At 39.3% G+C, this 14500-nt stretch carries 17 protein-coding genes; 16 read left to right on the top strand and 1 reads right to left on the bottom strand.

From position 1 onward, the window contains the following. Positions 1-10: 10 nt before the first annotated feature. The 16 genes from ACI48J_RS23115 to ACI48J_RS23040 all read left to right on the top strand — a co-directional run bounded on the left by ACI48J_RS23115 (position 11) and on the right by ACI48J_RS23040 (position 13770). Positions 11-328 (top strand): PqqD family protein, encoded by a 318-nt coding sequence (locus tag ACI48J_RS23115; RefSeq protein ID WP_326054008.1) that lies wholly within the window; start codon positions 11-13, stop codon positions 326-328. 90 nt (positions 329-418) lie between these two features. Beyond that, positions 419-1177, top strand: a complete 759-nt coding sequence (locus ACI48J_RS23110) for a YveK family protein (protein ID WP_405080397.1) — start codon at positions 419-421, stop codon at positions 1175-1177. Beyond that, a complete protein-coding gene (locus ACI48J_RS23105; protein ID WP_405080395.1) occupies positions 1158-1838 on the top strand; it encodes a CpsD/CapB family tyrosine-protein kinase in 681 nt (226 codons plus the stop codon). Before ACI48J_RS23110 ends, ACI48J_RS23105 begins: the two co-directional genes overlap by 20 nt. A 275-nt stretch (positions 1839-2113) precedes the next feature. Beyond that, the gene (locus ACI48J_RS23100; RefSeq protein ID WP_405083274.1) at positions 2114-2746 is read left to right on the top strand and encodes a sugar transferase; all 633 of its coding nucleotides are present in this window, start codon (positions 2114-2116) and stop codon (positions 2744-2746) included. Next, on the top strand, positions 2743-3933 hold the full coding sequence (locus ACI48J_RS23095; protein WP_405080394.1) for a glycosyltransferase family 4 protein: 1191 nt from the start codon (positions 2743-2745) through the stop codon (positions 3931-3933). The genes ACI48J_RS23100 and ACI48J_RS23095 overlap by 4 nt, the downstream gene beginning before the upstream one ends. Positions 3934-3951: 18 nt before the next feature. Next, on the top strand, positions 3952-5391 hold the full coding sequence (locus ACI48J_RS23090; protein ID WP_405080393.1) for a lipopolysaccharide biosynthesis protein: 1440 nt from the start codon (positions 3952-3954) through the stop codon (positions 5389-5391). Between the two features lie 21 nt (positions 5392-5412). Beyond that, complete coding sequence (locus ACI48J_RS23085) at positions 5413-6654, top strand: O-antigen ligase family protein (protein WP_405080392.1); 1242 nt, start codon at positions 5413-5415, stop codon at positions 6652-6654. Between the two features lie 9 nt (positions 6655-6663). Next, positions 6664-7188 (top strand): acyltransferase, encoded by a 525-nt coding sequence (locus ACI48J_RS23080; protein ID WP_405083273.1) that lies wholly within the window; start codon positions 6664-6666, stop codon positions 7186-7188. Between the two features lie 8 nt (positions 7189-7196). Then, positions 7197-8354 (top strand): glycosyltransferase, encoded by a 1158-nt coding sequence (locus tag ACI48J_RS23075; protein WP_405080391.1) that lies wholly within the window; start codon positions 7197-7199, stop codon positions 8352-8354. Positions 8355-8358: 4 nt separating this feature from the next. After that, on the top strand, positions 8359-9369 hold the full coding sequence (locus tag ACI48J_RS23070) for an NAD-dependent epimerase (protein WP_405080390.1): 1011 nt from the start codon (positions 8359-8361) through the stop codon (positions 9367-9369). An 88-nt stretch (positions 9370-9457) separates the two neighbouring features. Next, the gene (locus tag ACI48J_RS23065; RefSeq protein WP_405080389.1) at positions 9458-10402 is read left to right on the top strand and encodes an NAD-dependent epimerase/dehydratase family protein; all 945 of its coding nucleotides are present in this window, start codon (positions 9458-9460) and stop codon (positions 10400-10402) included. A gap of 27 nt (positions 10403-10429) precedes the next feature. Beyond that, a complete protein-coding gene (gene galU, locus ACI48J_RS23060) occupies positions 10430-11323 on the top strand; it encodes a UTP--glucose-1-phosphate uridylyltransferase GalU (RefSeq protein ID WP_326054028.1) in 894 nt (297 codons plus the stop codon). Positions 11324-11328: 5 nt separating this feature from the next. Next, positions 11329-12663, top strand: coding sequence for a UDP-glucose 6-dehydrogenase TuaD (tuaD, locus tag ACI48J_RS23055; RefSeq protein ID WP_405080388.1), 1335 nt, complete (start codon positions 11329-11331; stop codon positions 12661-12663). A gap of 21 nt (positions 12664-12684) precedes the next feature. Beyond that, a complete protein-coding gene (locus tag ACI48J_RS23050; protein ID WP_405080387.1) occupies positions 12685-12849 on the top strand; it encodes a hypothetical protein in 165 nt (54 codons plus the stop codon). 58 nt (positions 12850-12907) lie between these two features. After that, a complete protein-coding gene (locus ACI48J_RS23045; RefSeq protein ID WP_405080386.1) occupies positions 12908-13462 on the top strand; it encodes a VanZ family protein in 555 nt (184 codons plus the stop codon). Positions 13463-13551: 89 nt separating this feature from the next. Beyond that, positions 13552-13770 (top strand): hypothetical protein, encoded by a 219-nt coding sequence (locus ACI48J_RS23040; RefSeq protein ID WP_326054034.1) that lies wholly within the window; start codon positions 13552-13554, stop codon positions 13768-13770. A gap of 314 nt (positions 13771-14084) precedes the next feature. Here the strand turns inward: ACI48J_RS23040 and ACI48J_RS23035 are convergent, their stop codons facing one another. Next, positions 14085-14498 (bottom strand): DUF2621 domain-containing protein, encoded by a 414-nt coding sequence (locus tag ACI48J_RS23035; RefSeq protein ID WP_042229966.1) that lies wholly within the window; start codon positions 14496-14498, stop codon positions 14085-14087. Positions 14499-14500: the final 2 nt, after the last annotated feature.

Below are 14500 nucleotides of genomic sequence, written 5' to 3'. Positions count from 1 at the left end.
GATTCGCTGGATGGAAAATAAATTCAAGCGCCATCAAGATACGGAAGTGATGCTTCTTGACGGGGAATACGTGATTATGCAAATGAACAGGCAAAGCATCACGAAAGTCAACGAAGTAGGCGGTATGATTTGGTCCCTGCTCTCCGAGGCCAGAACCGTGCATGAACTTGTGTTGTGTTTGCAGGATCATTATGAAACGACTTACCAGACGGCTGAGAATGACATCCATTTGTTTTTGCAGCAGCTTGAAGAATACGACTTGGTTGAGATCATAGAAGCTGTAGGGAAAGAATCTGCCCCTTTACCGTATCGATCGGCGTTTACGTAAAGAGAGCTTAATTAAGGAACTTGTTCTGTTCTTAATGATACAAATTGTATCAAATAAAACGATTGTAAATACAATTTCGGAGGCTAGAGCATGGACTTGGATTTAAAAGGTATTTTTCTGATTCTGAAAAAACGTTTGTGGCTTATACTTACAGTCATTTTGTTGACTTGCATCGCTACTGGAATTGCAAGTTTTTACTTTATAAAGCCTGAGTATGCCGCAAATACAAAGTTGGTTGTCAATTCATCTTATCAATTTGAAGGGTCTTCGAGAATTGATTATGGAGAAGTTAGCGCCAGTATCATGCTCGTAAATACTTACAAAGAAATCATAAAAACTCCGGCTATCATGGATAAAGTTGCTTCCAAATTACCTGAATTAAAACTGACTGCAGACGAAATTATACAAAAAGTGAAAGTTAGTACCATTAATGAAACGCAAGTATTGACTATAACAGTGACAGATGAAAATTATGAAGCTGCTGTTAAGTTAGTCAACACGATTTCTGGCATATTCAAAACAGATATACCTACCATCATGAAGGTAGATAATGTGACTATTTTAAACGAAGCAAAATTAGACGGACCTGCGGTTCCGGTGAAACCTAGTCCTAAGATGAATTTAGTATTGGCATTTGTCCTCTCGGGCATAGTTGCCATGGGATTAGCATTCCTGTTGGAGTATTTGGACGACACTATAAAAACAGAAAAAGAAATTGATAAATATTTGGGCCTGCCGACATTAGCAAGTATTGGCCGCATTAAATCCTCCGATTTAAAGTCAAAAGTGCCTCTTAATCCTTCACAGAAAGCAGTGGGTGAAAATATTTATGTCAGTGCAAACCAATAGATTGGTTACCTATTACAATCCTAAATCTCACATAGCTGAATCATATAGAACCTTAAGAACTAACATACAATTTTCTTCTATTGATCAATCTATTCAGTGCATATTAATAACCTCAGCCCAACCTGAAGATGGAAAATCAACAACTGCTGCAAATCTCGCTATTGCATACGCTCAAGAAAATAAAAATGTACTCCTGATTGATGCGGATTTAAGAAAGCCGACCCTACACAAGATTTTCGGGGTGTCTAATATGGAAGGGTTAACACATCTTCTGATTAATAACCTCAAAGGAAATAGTGAAGGATTAACACAAACTAGTATACCTAACCTAACACTTCTTCCTTCGGGACCCGTGCCTCCAAACCCGGCCGAACTGCTTAGTTCGAATAAGATGAGTACGCTCATAAATGAGATGCGTCAAAATTTTGACATCATAATAGTTGATTCTCCCCCAATATTAGCAGTTACTGATTCTCAAGTATTAGCTAGTAAAGTGGACGGTGTAGTTCTGGTTCTAAATCATGGGAAGGTAAAGAAGGACCGGGCACAAAAGGCCATCTCACAATTAGAGTATGTTAAAGCAAAGATTCTTGGAGTAGTGCTGAACAACAAAGCACAATCCAAACAGGAAACATCATATTACTACTATCAACAAAAATAATGAATTTAAGGTCATGTCTACTATACCTCTATCATGTGTAGACACTCGATCATGCTGTGGGTGCGCAAGCACCTTAGACGTAAATCGTCGAAGGTATGGTGTGAGGCGGGGTTTAATGCCCCATTATTTTTATTATGAAACTTCAAGCGATGTGGTTTTGTAGTTACCAAGCCCCATGGCTTGTTTTTTTATTGTGGAAATTAAACCCATAAAAAGTGGAGGGAATACAGGTGTATACAAATCAAGAAACGGTTCAGGATAACAATGGAAGTGGGATTGGCTTATCTATTGAACATACGGGGACAGTGCTCGTAACAAACCGAACAAACTTAATTTATTTTTATTCTAAAAGAAGCATGGATATCCTTCTCTCAGCGTTAGGAATTCTTTTGACATTGCCTTTAATGATTATAGTTGGGATTGTAATAAAACTTGAATCAAAGGGACCTATTTTCTATACCCAGGAAAGGGTGGGGCGTTTCGGAAGAAGATTTAATATCATTAAATTCAGATCTATGGTTACAGACGCGGAAAAAGATGGTGCACAATGGGCACAAAAAAATGATAGCCGAATTACTAAAGTAGGTAAATTTATTAGGAAGACACGACTAGATGAAATTCCTCAGTTTTTTAATGTTTTAAAAGGAGAAATGAGCTTAATTGGTCCTAGGCCCGAGCGCCCTTTATTTACAGAAAAGTTTGAACAAGAGATACCTGGTTTTGCTAGAAGATTGGATGTTAAACCGGGTTTGACCGGGTGGGCTCAGGTTAATGGCGGTTATGAGATAACTCCCAAAGAAAAGTTAGACCTTGATTTAATATACATAGAAAAGAGTTCTATGCTATTAGATATTCGAATTTTACTGATGACTATTAAAGTAGTGTTTACGGGAGAAGGGGCCAGATGAGCACTAAAAATAAGCCGAGAAGGGTTGCTTTTGTGGCGACTGTGTTTCGTCATCTAGAAGCATTCCATATACCTTATATGAAATTATTGCAGGAGCAAGGCATTGAGGTTCATGCTTACGGTCATACTGACCATGGACTCGAAGGTATAAAAAAAAACGGAATAAAGTGTTTTGATATACCTTTTGTTCGGAATCCTTTTCATCCTAAAAATATTCAGGCATACAGAATGATAAAAAAAATGCTGCGACAAGAAGATTACGGCATGATTCATGTACATACTCCTGTAGCAAGTATCGTTACAAGATTGGCCGCTTTACAGGCCAAAGTTAATCCAATTATTTATACAGCGCATGGATTTCATTTTCACAAAGGTGCGTCACTAATTAATTGGTTGATCTACTATCCCATAGAACGGATTATGGCTCGCTTTACAGATTTTTTAATAACAATTAATAAGGAGGATTACAACAGAGCTAAGTTTTTTGCAGTTCGTCAAAAAGTTCTGTTCATACCCGGAGTAGGGATTGATAGTACAGAATACAACATAGAAAACAGTTTAGTAGTAAGAAGAAATAAACGAAAAGAACTTTCAATTATGGAAAGTGACTTTGTCATTCTGTGTGTGGCGGAGCTTAACAAAAACAAAAACCAAATTCAATTAATACGAGCCGTACAACTTTTGCATAACAAGTATCCCCATCTTAAGTGTGTTATGGTTGGAACCGGAAAGATGGAGAGTGAGTATGAGGCTGTCATTCAAGAAAAAGGTTTAACAAATGTTATTAAAATTATTGGGTTCCGCAGAGATGTACCTGAGTTGTTAGCGGCAGCTGATGCAGTTACGTTGCTTTCTTATCGTGAAGGCTTACCCAAATCACTTCTTGAAGCATTAAGTGCTGGCAAACCTATAGTAGCGACAAATATTCGTGGAAACTCGGACTTAGTATCGGACGGTATCAATGGATTTTTGGTTCAAATCAATGATGATAAAGGTACCGCTGCCGCATTCGAAAAATTAATGAGCGACGAATTCCTATGTAGAAATATGGGCGTTAACGGATTAAATTTCTCAAAAGAATATGATATAACAAATATTTTACCCCAAGTAAATGAAATCTACAGAAGCCTATATAAGCTAAATAAGCATCCTCAAGAATTAGCTCATACAACACGTGAAATAAATTAGTAATGGAGAGATTGCAGAATGCTTATTAAACATAGCTTATACTATCTTCTCGCACGAGGTGTACCTGGAATAACAAATTTATTAGCGACCATTATTTATACAAGAATAATTGCCCCGTATGAATATGGTCAATATTCTATGATTTTATCTATTGTTAATATATGCAACATAGTTTTGTTTAACTGGATCCGCTTAGGACTATTAAGGTACATGCCGAGTTATACAGATAAAAGGAACAATATACTCAGTACAACTTTAGTTTCATTTTGTACAATAATACTTCTTACTGCCGTTTTAGGCAGCATTGGTTATTTCTTAATTCCGCTTAGTGAGCAATTCCACAAATTGTTTATACTAATTTTGATTATGCTGTGGGCTCAAGCCTTTTTTGAACTTAATTTAGAGCTATTACGTTCTGAATTATCGCCAATCAAATACGGGTTTGTGAGTACAGCTAAATCAATAATAACTTTAATATTTAGTGTCATTTTTTTGCTGTTGGGCAGTGGATTTGTTGGCATAGTTTGGGGTGCAATCTTAGGTTTTATTTTTTCATTCACGATTCAAATAAAAAAAACTTGGTCAAACGCAAGGCTTCATCTTATAGATCCCGCACTAATAAAAGATTTTTTGATTTATGGATTGCCGCTTACTGTTATTTTTTCCTTCGGCTTGATAATAAATTTTTCGGATAGATTATTTCTGGTATATTTCAAAGGTTACACGGAAGCTGGTTTATACTCAGTAGCCTATGATTTTACACAATATACGATCATTTTAATTATGGTTGTAATAAATTTAGCTTCTTATCCGATTGTTATAAGAACTTTGGAAAATGAAGGAATGGAGAAAGCGAAAATAAAACTAATCGATAATATTACTCTATTATTGCTGGTTTCGTTGCCCGTAGTATTATGTATGACTATATTAAACAATCAGATAGCCATGATTATTTTTGGAAGTAGATTTCAAGAGACCGCCAGCAAGATTATACCTGTTGTCACGATCAGTATGTTTTTATTGGGAATAAAAAATTATTATTTTGATTTAGCATTTCAAATTTCAAAGAAAACAACCTTACAAATAATCCCGGTTTTTATAGGGGCTCTAATAAGTGTCACTCTAAATTATTACTTGGTTCCTAAGACAGGCATTATAGGTGCCGGTTATTCCGCGATTATTTCTTATTCCGCTTCAATTGTGCTCAGTTACACTATTGGCAGAAAAGTTACACCATTACCAATACCATTAAAAGACGTGGCAAAGATACTTTGTGCAACGGCTATTTCGGGCCTTGTACTATTTAGCATACGAAATTATTCGGGTATCCTAGCTTTTCTGTTCCAGATTATTACTTTAATAACTATTTATTCGTTCTGTATAGGTTTAATGAATGTTTGGGAATTACCGAGAAAACTTTCAAAACTAATGAAAAAGAAAGTTTCCATGGGGAATTAAGTCATTTATTTGGGAGGCGTTATGTTAACCAGTTCATTAAATCGTATTTCTATTGAAAACAAATCAACTTCATTCCAAAGCATTGGAGTTTTTTTTGTATATGGAGCTACTTTTTTTTCGTTTTTCCCTTATATTAGGGCACCTCAAATTTTCTTTACTTTAGCAGATTTACTATTTTTATTGAGTGCGGTATTTCTAATGCTGGGAAAACGTAATGAGTACATAACTAAATCAAAAATCCCAAGTTCGGTGATATTTGGTTGGGTTTTTTCTTCTTGTTTGATTATGACGGGGCTTGCTTTATCGACCATTATCAATGGCGATCCCAATAGGGGATTGATCGTGGTTATTCAATATTCATTTACTTTATTTTTGGTGCCTTTTGTATACAGTCAATTGAGCTTTGAGGAGCTAAAAAACAGTGCACGGTTTGGTATTGCAGGCGTTACAATCGTTTGTTTATTTGGAATCATTATGTATTACTTTTTCGCACAATATGCTCGTCCTTTTACAATGGGAGGAAGAATGGGCTCTTTTCTTGAAAATCCGAATAGTCTAAGTAAAACTATTTCGATTTTTATCCCCCTTTTGATGATGTTTAGCCATTATAAATATGTCCGAAAATGGACAGCATTAATTGGCCTGTTCTGTATGATAGGTGGGTTGCTAGTAGCTAGTTCATTTGGTGGATTGCTGGCAGCTGTTTTGAGCTTAGCGCTATTTTTATTATTGAGTCTAAATCTAAAAATGATCATGCAGACGTTACTGGCGGTCGGGTTCATTATTATTATTGGAATGAATATAACCTTACCTGAGATTTTTGAGAGCAGAATAATGAGTTATTTCAATTCAAGTGGTCAGACATCATCCGTAGGATCATTTGATGATCGATCGTATTTGAACTATGAAGCCTTAGAAGAAATAAAAAAACATCCCTTTATCGGTATTGGAGCTGATTCATTCGAAAAATTAACGGCTTTTCAACTTCCAGTACACAATACTTATTTAAATTTTTGGGTGGAAGGCGGATTTATCTCGTTAATTGGGTTAGTAATTTTTTTAATAATTATATTGCTTTATGCCATTAAAGTTTGGAGACTTAATAAAACGGTAGGAGCGGCTGCTATTTCTATGTCAATTACATTGATATCTAACTGCATGACAATTACACATATTTATGCAAGATTTTGGGTTGTTCCTATGATTTTGATGGTTTTACTAGTTCGTTTTTACGTGAATCAGGAAAAACAACAGGAGCGATAAATTGAGGTGATGAGAATGATAAAAGACATCTACAGACAATATAAAATTTGGAATTTAAGAAGAAAAGGATTAATCATAGGCGATAACTGCAGAATAGGAAAATCTGATTTTGGATCCGAACCTTATTTGGTTTCAATCGGAAACAGAGTAACTATCTCAGGTAATGTACAATTTATAACTCATGACGGAGGAACATGGGTTTTCAGAGAAGATACAAAATATAAAAAAGTAATTAAGTTCGGAAGAATTGTTGTTCATGACAATAGCTTTATTGGCTTTGGCAGTATCATTTTGCCAGGTGTAAGTATTGGTCCAAACTCAGTAGTGGCGGCAGGTTCTTTGGTAACAAAAGACGTATTGCCAAACAGCGTTTTTGCAGGCCATCCCGCGAAATTTCTAATGACAGTTGAAGAATATGCGGAAAAATGTCTGTTAAAAAATCTTGTTTATAATCAAGAAAATTTGCTAGCTAATAAAAGAGATGAGTTGTTAAAAGTGCTCCCTCTGAAAAATAAACTCCCGGTGGAGCAGTAAGGAGAGTTATGAAAAACATTAGGATTATGTTTGTTATAACTGGTCTCGGAGTCGGCGGCGCAGAAATGATGTTGTATAGGCTAGTAAAGGATCTTCAAAAAAAAGGTCACAGCATTATAGTGGTTTCTTTGTTAGAGGGTGGCGAGATTGCAGCTAAAATAGAACAAGCGGGAGTGGAAGTTGTTTCACTAAAAATGAGAAATAAATTTGCAATAGGGAGCATACCTAAATTTTTGAAAATAATTAAGAGTTTTAGACCTGATATTATCCATTCCTTTATGTTCCATGCTAACGTGCTTAGCCGAATTGTAAGCCGGTTAACAAGAGGACCTGTAGTTATTTCCAGTATAAGAAATACTGTTTTTGGCGGAGAGTTACGAGAATCTATAATGCGATTCACGGATCCATGGTCTGATGCTACGACAATAATTTGTAAATTAGCTGCCGCCCGAATGATTCAAGAAAGAATAGTGCCGGAGAAAAAGCTCCATGTGATATACAATGGGATAAATCCTGAACCTTTTATATGTCCCAACGCGCAAAAAAGAAACCAAATAAGATCGTCTCTTGGTATTTCATCAGCAGAACAATTAATTTTATCCGTAGGAAGACTGGAAGAGCAGAAGGGTTATCCTACAGCTATTAAGGCAGCTGCTCTATTAGCGGAATGGGGATTAAACTTCCGTTGGATTATTGCGGGTGAGGGAATTCTTAGAGAATCGCTGGAGGGCTTGGTTCTAGAACACAAGTTAGAAGATAGGATTAAATTTATAGGTGTTCGAAACGATGTTAATGAATTACAGTGGGCTGCTGATATTTACGTCCTATCCTCATACTGGGAGGGGCTCCCGGGTGTGGTTATTGAAGCAATGGCTGCCAGTGTACCAATTGTATGTACAAAGGTAGGCGGTGCACCGGAACTAGTTGAGCATGAAGTAAATGGATTGCTATGTGAGGAAAGGAACGAAGAGGATTTAGCAATAAAGCTAAAAACCATGCTGGAATATCCAATTGAACGACGCAAGAAAATGGGTGCTATTAGTTATGAAAAAATGCAAAGGGAATTTAATTTAATCAGTATGGTTAGTAAAAATGAAGAGCTTTACATGAATTTATTAAACAGAAATTCAGAAGATCGCTTTACGGTTAGGGAGAGGATGGGATAGATCTATGATATTAGTGACGGGTGCCGCGGGTTTTATCGGTTCTTTTGTTACAAAAAGATTGTTAGACAAGGGGGAATACGTAACAGGAATTGATAATTTGAACGATTACTACGATGTTAATTTAAAGAGAGATCGGCTAAAAAATCTGCAAAATAAAAATTTTCGTTTTCATGAGATAGATATTAGCGATGGCAACAATTTGAATAAATTATTCGAACAGTATAAACCTCATATCGTTATTCACTTGGCTGCTCAAGCTGGTGTCAGGTACTCTTTGAATAATCCTCATGCTTATATCGATTCCAATATAGTAGGTTTTATGAATATACTTGAAGCTTGTAGAAAGTATCCTGTCGACCATTTAATCTATGCTTCATCGAGTTCAGTTTACGGAGCTAACAAAAAGATCCCTTTTGCTGTTCAGGATAGAGTGGATCATCCGGTGAGTTTATATGCAGCAACCAAAAAGTCTAATGAACTTATGGCACATACTTATAGTCATCTATTTGGTGTTCCGACAACTGGATTGCGGTTTTTTACCGTATATGGTCCTTGGGGACGGCCTGACATGGCTTACTTTAGCTTCACCCAGAGTATATTGAAAGGTATACCTATTAAAGTATTTAATAATGGAGATATGCGTAGAGATTTTACCTATATTGATGATATTGTGCAGGGAATAATTCAACTACTTGGTAAAGTCCCAAATGATAATCGTCTTACATTAGAATCGTCAGATAACACTAACCCTACGGGCGCTCCTTATGCGCTATATAACATTGGAAACAACAAACCTGTTGAGTTGCTGGAGTTTATCAGAATAATTGAAAGACAATTGACAAAAGAGGCTATTATTGAGTTTCATCCTATGCAAGATGGTGATGTCAAAGAAACTTTCGCAGATATTTCAGCCTTGCAGCGAGATACCGGGTTTGTACCAACCACTTCGATTGAAGAAGGACTTAAGAAATTTGTTGAGTGGTATAGAGAATATTACAGCTTGGTCCAAAAATAATAAAAAACCGATTTCTGAGTTTCTCTCAAGAAATCGGTTTTTTATTTGTCCATCGTGTTATTTTTTAATTCTTTTTGGGGGGAAACTCATGCGAGTATTAGTAACTGGTGGAGCTGGTTTTATAGGATCACATGTCGTGGATCAGTTAATAGAAGAAGGCCATGAATTAACTGTTATTGATAACTTAAGTACGGGAAAATTAGAAAATATAAATAAACAAGCTCGGTTCTATAAGGAAAATATTGAATCGGATAGCCTCATGAAGATTATGGATGATTTAAAGCCGGAAGTGGTCGTACACCTTGCTGCACAAATAGATGTACAGAAGTCTCTAATGGAACCCGGGGTAGACGCGGATATTAATATAGGGGGCACAATCAATCTTCTTGGGGCGTGTACTAAAGCAGGCGTAAAAAAATTAGTATATGCCTCATCCGCTGCAGTATATGGGGACCCGGTTTATTTAAGTGTGGACGAATCGCATCCAATCTGTCCGTTATCCCCATATGGGATTTCCAAATACACTCCCGAGCAGTACATTCGTGTGTTAGCGGCTACAACAGAGTTGAATTATACCATTTTACGGTTCGCTAATGTTTACGGTACAAGACAGGATCCTAAGGGAGAGGGCGGAGTTGTTTCAATATTTGTGGATAAATTGCTTAAAGGTGAAAGTCCGAAAATTTATGGAGACGGGGAGCAGACCAGAGATTTTATTTATGTAAATGATGTAGCAAGAGCAGTTGTATCCGCTACAAAACTCGGCGAGAAATGTATTGTAAATGTCAGCACGAATACAGCTACTACTATAAATTCTTTATTCTTGCAGATGACAAATATTCTAAATTTGGACATCAAAGCAAACTATGAACTACCTAGACAAGGAGACATTATTCATAGTTACCTGGAAAACAAAAATGCTCTTAGCCTTCTGGACTGGACACCAAAAACGTCTTTATACGATGGTTTAAATGAGACTCTTAATTATTACAAAGAGCTTCACAAAGAGACAGAGCTTTCTTTAAATGCGTAGTCTTGTAAAAACTAGTAGGAGGGAACCATGACAATCAAAAAGGCGATCATTCCCGCAGCCGGTCTTGGGACCAGGTTTCTGCCGGCAACGAAAGCGCAGCCCAAAGAGATGCTTCCCATTGTGGATAAACCAACTATTCAATATATCGTCGAAGAAGCCATTGCCTCGGGAATTGAAGACATTCTGATCATAAGCGGCCGGGGGAAACGTGCGATTGAAGACCATTTCGATAAATCTTTTGAACTGGAAGAAACATTGGAGCAAAAAGGGAAATTAGAAGATCTGAAGCAAATTCAGGCCATCTCGAATTTGGCGAACATTCATTATGTGAGGCAGAAGGAACCGAAAGGATTAGGACACGCGATTTTGTGCGCAAAATCTTTTATCGGGCAAGAACCGTTTGCCGTATTGCTTGGGGACGATATTGTTCAGGCGGAAAATCCTTGTACCGCCCAGCTAATTGAAGTCTATGAAAAATATAAGTCAACGGTTGTAGGTGTTCAGTGGGTCGCGGATAAAGATGTCAACAAATACGGCATTGTGGACGCAGGCAAACAGATTGTGGACCGTCATGTAATTCCTGTCCGATCTCTCGTCGAGAAACCGCAGCCATCGGAAGCTCCGTCCAACTATGCGATAATGGGACGGTATATTTTAACTCCCGAAATATTTAATATTCTAGAGACCCAGAAGCCAGGAGCCGGCGGGGAGATCCAACTGACGGACGCCATAAGACGGCTTAATGAGACTCAGTCAACTTTTGCCTATGAATTTGAAGGCATTCGTTATGATGTCGGGGATAAATTGGGTTTTATCAAAGCAACAATCGATTTTGCGCTTCAGAGGCCGGAGTTAAACCGGGATCTACACCGTTACATACGGGAGATATACGAGAAGGATCTTATTTTACAAGGAGGCTGACAGCGGTGAGCACTATTGGAGTGATTGGAACAGGATACGTGGGGCTGGTTTCCGGAACTTGTTTTTCGGAAGTGGGTCACCAGGTCGTCTGCTGCGATATAGATGAAGCGAAAATCGCTAAATTGCAAAAGGCCGAAATCCCGATTTACGAGCCTGGTCTTGAAGAACTGGTAAAGCGAAATACAACTATTAAAAGACTTTCTTTTTCTTATGATATAGCCTCCGTTATCCGCAGCAGCGATGTCATCTTTATTGCAGTGGGAACGCCGATGTCACCGAGTGGAGAAGCTGATCTGAGCTATGTGAAAGCAGCCGCCGCTGCTATAGGGCAAAGTATTCGTGACTATACGGTGGTTGTTACAAAAAGTACGGTTCCTGTGGGAACGGGAAGACTCGTTCAGGAGATCATTCGGAGCAACCTGTCGGACCCTTCTATCCCTTTCGATGTCGCATCCAACCCAGAATTTCTGCGCGAGGGTTCAGCTGTTCATGATTGCATGAATATGGAAAGGGCCGTTATCGGGGCCACAAGTGACAGAGCAGCCGAGATCATAGCCAGGCTGCATGAGCCTTTCCGTACAACGATTTTTAAAACGAGTCTGGAAAGCGCGGAGATGATTAAATATGCAGCGAATACGTTTCTGGCTGCTAAAATTTCCTTTATAAATGCGATTGGAAATATTTGCGAAAGAGTTGGAGCAGATGTGACCGAAGTAGCCAAAGGGATGGGGCTGGACAGCCGCATCGGCAACAAATTTCTTCAAGCGGGCATTGGTTACGGGGGAAGCTGTTTTCCTAAAGACACCCATGCTTTAAAGCATATAGCCGATGTTTCCGGTTACGATTTTAAGCTTCTTGAGGCTGTTATTGAGACGAATGACAAGCAAAGACTGCTGGTTATCGAGAAATTGGAAAAGGCGATCGGCAATCTGACAGACAAGAAGATCGCTGTATTGGGCCTTGCTTTCAAACCCAATACAAACGATGTAAGGGAAGCACCTTCTCTTACGCTTATTCCCAAGTTAATGGAGAAAGGGGCTCGCGTCCAGGCGTATGATCCTATTGCGGTGGAAGAGGCGCGCCGCTATCTGCCCGATAGTGTGGTATACACCCAAGATTTGTACGACGCCGTTAGGGACTGTGATGCCTGCGTGATTTTGACCGAATGGAAAGAAGTCGTCACAATGGAACTTGGTCATGTCCGTGAATTGTTAAGAAAGCCTGTAATTGTCGATGGAAGGAACTGCTTTGCATTGGAGAGAATGCGGCAGGAAGGCTTTGAATATTACTCAATCGGACGTCCCGCAGCCCTAGCTCCGAACGTAGTTCTTTCCGTGTGAATCTGAATGGGGAGCGCTAGTATGGATAATCATTCGAATCAGTTGCTTGTAAACTTGCAGCAATTCATTGAAAAAGTCGAGCAGCAACCAGCCCCATTTTCCCGGCTTCAAATAAAACCTTTTGTTGAAGACCTGAAGCATATCTTATTACCTCATGTTTTAGAACAATCAGGACCACCCAATTAACCATTCCCCCAACGATCTGCACGATCGGATGGGGGAAGCTTTTTTAGTTTACAGGGAAATGGAAGTGATCGTCATGCGACACCGCAGTCGGTTGAGATTTTTCATTCTTTTTGGGCTCCCTCTTCTTATCTGGATGGCTGTCATTTACCATTTCTCTTCCGAGCCATACACCAAGCAGAATCTTAGACCCTGGTTAAAGCAGGAATTTTCCGATAAACGTATTAACCAATTGTTTTCCGAATCTAGGATTCAGTATAACGGGAAAGAGGTAAGTATCCGAAAGAACGGAACATGGGGCTTTGTAGAATTTTTTATCCGCAAAGCGGCCCATTTATTTGTATATGTGGTACTGGCTATTCTCATGGCTCGTTTAGTGCATCGCGGGCTAGGACGAAGTAAGTTGACCGTTTATGTCGCGGTTATCTCGGCCTCCGCCTTGTTCGCAGGATTGGATGAATTTCATCAATCCTTCGTTGCACAAAGAACCGCTGCAATTGAAGACGTTATCCTGGATACCTGCGGTGCCCTTTTGGGTACAGCGATGTATTATTTTTTTCTAAAAATTCTACAAAAATCTCGTAAAAACGCACCGAATCACCCAAAAACTTCTTGATTTGTTACAAAACGTATCTTATAATAATTTACAAATACAGAATGTAACAAGTTGCGACAACAAGAAGCAAAATGAAGAGGTGTGTGAGAATGAAAGCTTTGGATTTGGTCTACTGCATTCACTGCGGTTCGATTGTGTCCCGGACACAGGCGGATCATATTTTCAAAACCGGATTTTACCGGGTGTCGATACCGCTGGCAAGCTGCAAAAGCTGTGCAACCCCGAATTCGAACACCACGAGCTGTCACGATCTGCCGCATCACGGACGTTTGAACGAGTATGAGACTCGCCTTCCGTTGATGGCATAAAGCAGAACCGGGTTACATGCTCCCCAAGTCGGTAACGTTCAGGTCAGGGAAAGTAGGATGAGAAGAATGGTTGTTGAGGGGGATAAAGCATGGAAGCCTTGGCTCCGCTGGCTGATCAGCTCGCTTTATTTGCTTCTGGGGATCGTTTCATTGGCGCTGGGCCTCTGGCTGCTCTAGCCGATCCCGCCGCGTTGTGTGCCGCTTTGACTTTGCGTAAAAAAATGACCGCTCCTGTCCCGAGAGGACCGAGCGGTTTTTTTGGCGTTAATCCCGATCAGACTTACTGAAATTTTCCTGCGAGTATAATAGAAGAATCAGGAATTGATCAGATGTTTGTAAGGCGTGTAATCGATCTTCTCGCGTTCGAGGAAATTCATCAGGCTCCGGTAATCCCGCTTGGGAGTGGCGATGATGTAGCCTTTGATGCAGTGCTCGCGTGTAACTTCCGCCGCCTCTTCTTCCAAGGCGATCTGCCCGATTTTGGCCGCGATGGAGTGCTTGGCGATGTCACGGAACGGGCCGGGTACAGGGGCGACAAGTTTGTTAAGAAAGGCTTTGGAATCGTCTGTCCACATATGGCGGGATTTCTCCACGTAATAGTTCTGCCAGTCGAGCTTGGATTTTCCGTCGGCCTTGGGGAGCACCTTCAGGAATTTGCGGAACATAAAATAACCGCCGATCGCCATCAGACCAATGAGGACAAGGGGCCAGAAAGTAATAAACCACATAA

Origin of the sequence: Paenibacillus chitinolyticus, assembly GCF_045038035.1 — a bacterium.
Taxonomy (GTDB): Bacteria; Bacillota; Bacilli; order Paenibacillales; family NBRC-103111; genus Paenibacillus_F; species Paenibacillus_F chitinolyticus_A.
This window is presented reverse-complemented; position numbering and strand designations above follow the sequence as displayed.

Bases quoted from the DNA above. Each gene is read 5' to 3' on its own strand.
- ACI48J_RS23115 (WP_326054008.1), top strand. From the start codon at position 11: ATGGAAAATAAATTCAAGCGCCATCAAGATACGGAAGTGATGCTTCTT.
- ACI48J_RS23110 (WP_405080397.1), top strand. From the start codon at position 419: ATGGACTTGGATTTAAAAGGTATTTTTCTGATTCTGAAAAAACGTTTG.
- ACI48J_RS23105 (WP_405080395.1), top strand. From the start codon at position 1,158: ATGTCAGTGCAAACCAATAGATTGGTTACCTATTACAATCCTAAATCT.
- ACI48J_RS23095 (WP_405080394.1), top strand. From the start codon at position 2,743: ATGAGCACTAAAAATAAGCCGAGAAGGGTTGCTTTTGTGGCGACTGTG.
- ACI48J_RS23090 (WP_405080393.1), top strand. From the start codon at position 3,952: ATGCTTATTAAACATAGCTTATACTATCTTCTCGCACGAGGTGTACCT.
- ACI48J_RS23085 (WP_405080392.1), top strand. From the start codon at position 5,413: ATGTTAACCAGTTCATTAAATCGTATTTCTATTGAAAACAAATCAACT.
- ACI48J_RS23080 (WP_405083273.1), top strand. From the start codon at position 6,664: ATGAGAATGATAAAAGACATCTACAGACAATATAAAATTTGGAATTTA.
- ACI48J_RS23075 (WP_405080391.1), top strand. From the start codon at position 7,197: ATGAAAAACATTAGGATTATGTTTGTTATAACTGGTCTCGGAGTCGGC.
- ACI48J_RS23070 (WP_405080390.1), top strand. From the start codon at position 8,359: ATGATATTAGTGACGGGTGCCGCGGGTTTTATCGGTTCTTTTGTTACA.
- ACI48J_RS23065 (WP_405080389.1), top strand. From the start codon at position 9,458: ATGCGAGTATTAGTAACTGGTGGAGCTGGTTTTATAGGATCACATGTC.
- galU (WP_326054028.1), top strand. From the start codon at position 10,430: ATGACAATCAAAAAGGCGATCATTCCCGCAGCCGGTCTTGGGACCAGG.
- ACI48J_RS23050 (WP_405080387.1), top strand. From the start codon at position 12,685: ATGGATAATCATTCGAATCAGTTGCTTGTAAACTTGCAGCAATTCATT.
- ACI48J_RS23045 (WP_405080386.1), top strand. From the start codon at position 12,908: ATGGAAGTGATCGTCATGCGACACCGCAGTCGGTTGAGATTTTTCATT.
- ACI48J_RS23040 (WP_326054034.1), top strand. From the start codon at position 13,552: ATGAAAGCTTTGGATTTGGTCTACTGCATTCACTGCGGTTCGATTGTG.
- ACI48J_RS23035 (WP_042229966.1), bottom strand. From the start codon at position 14,498: ATGTGGTTTATTACTTTCTGGCCCCTTGTCCTCATTGGTCTGATGGCG.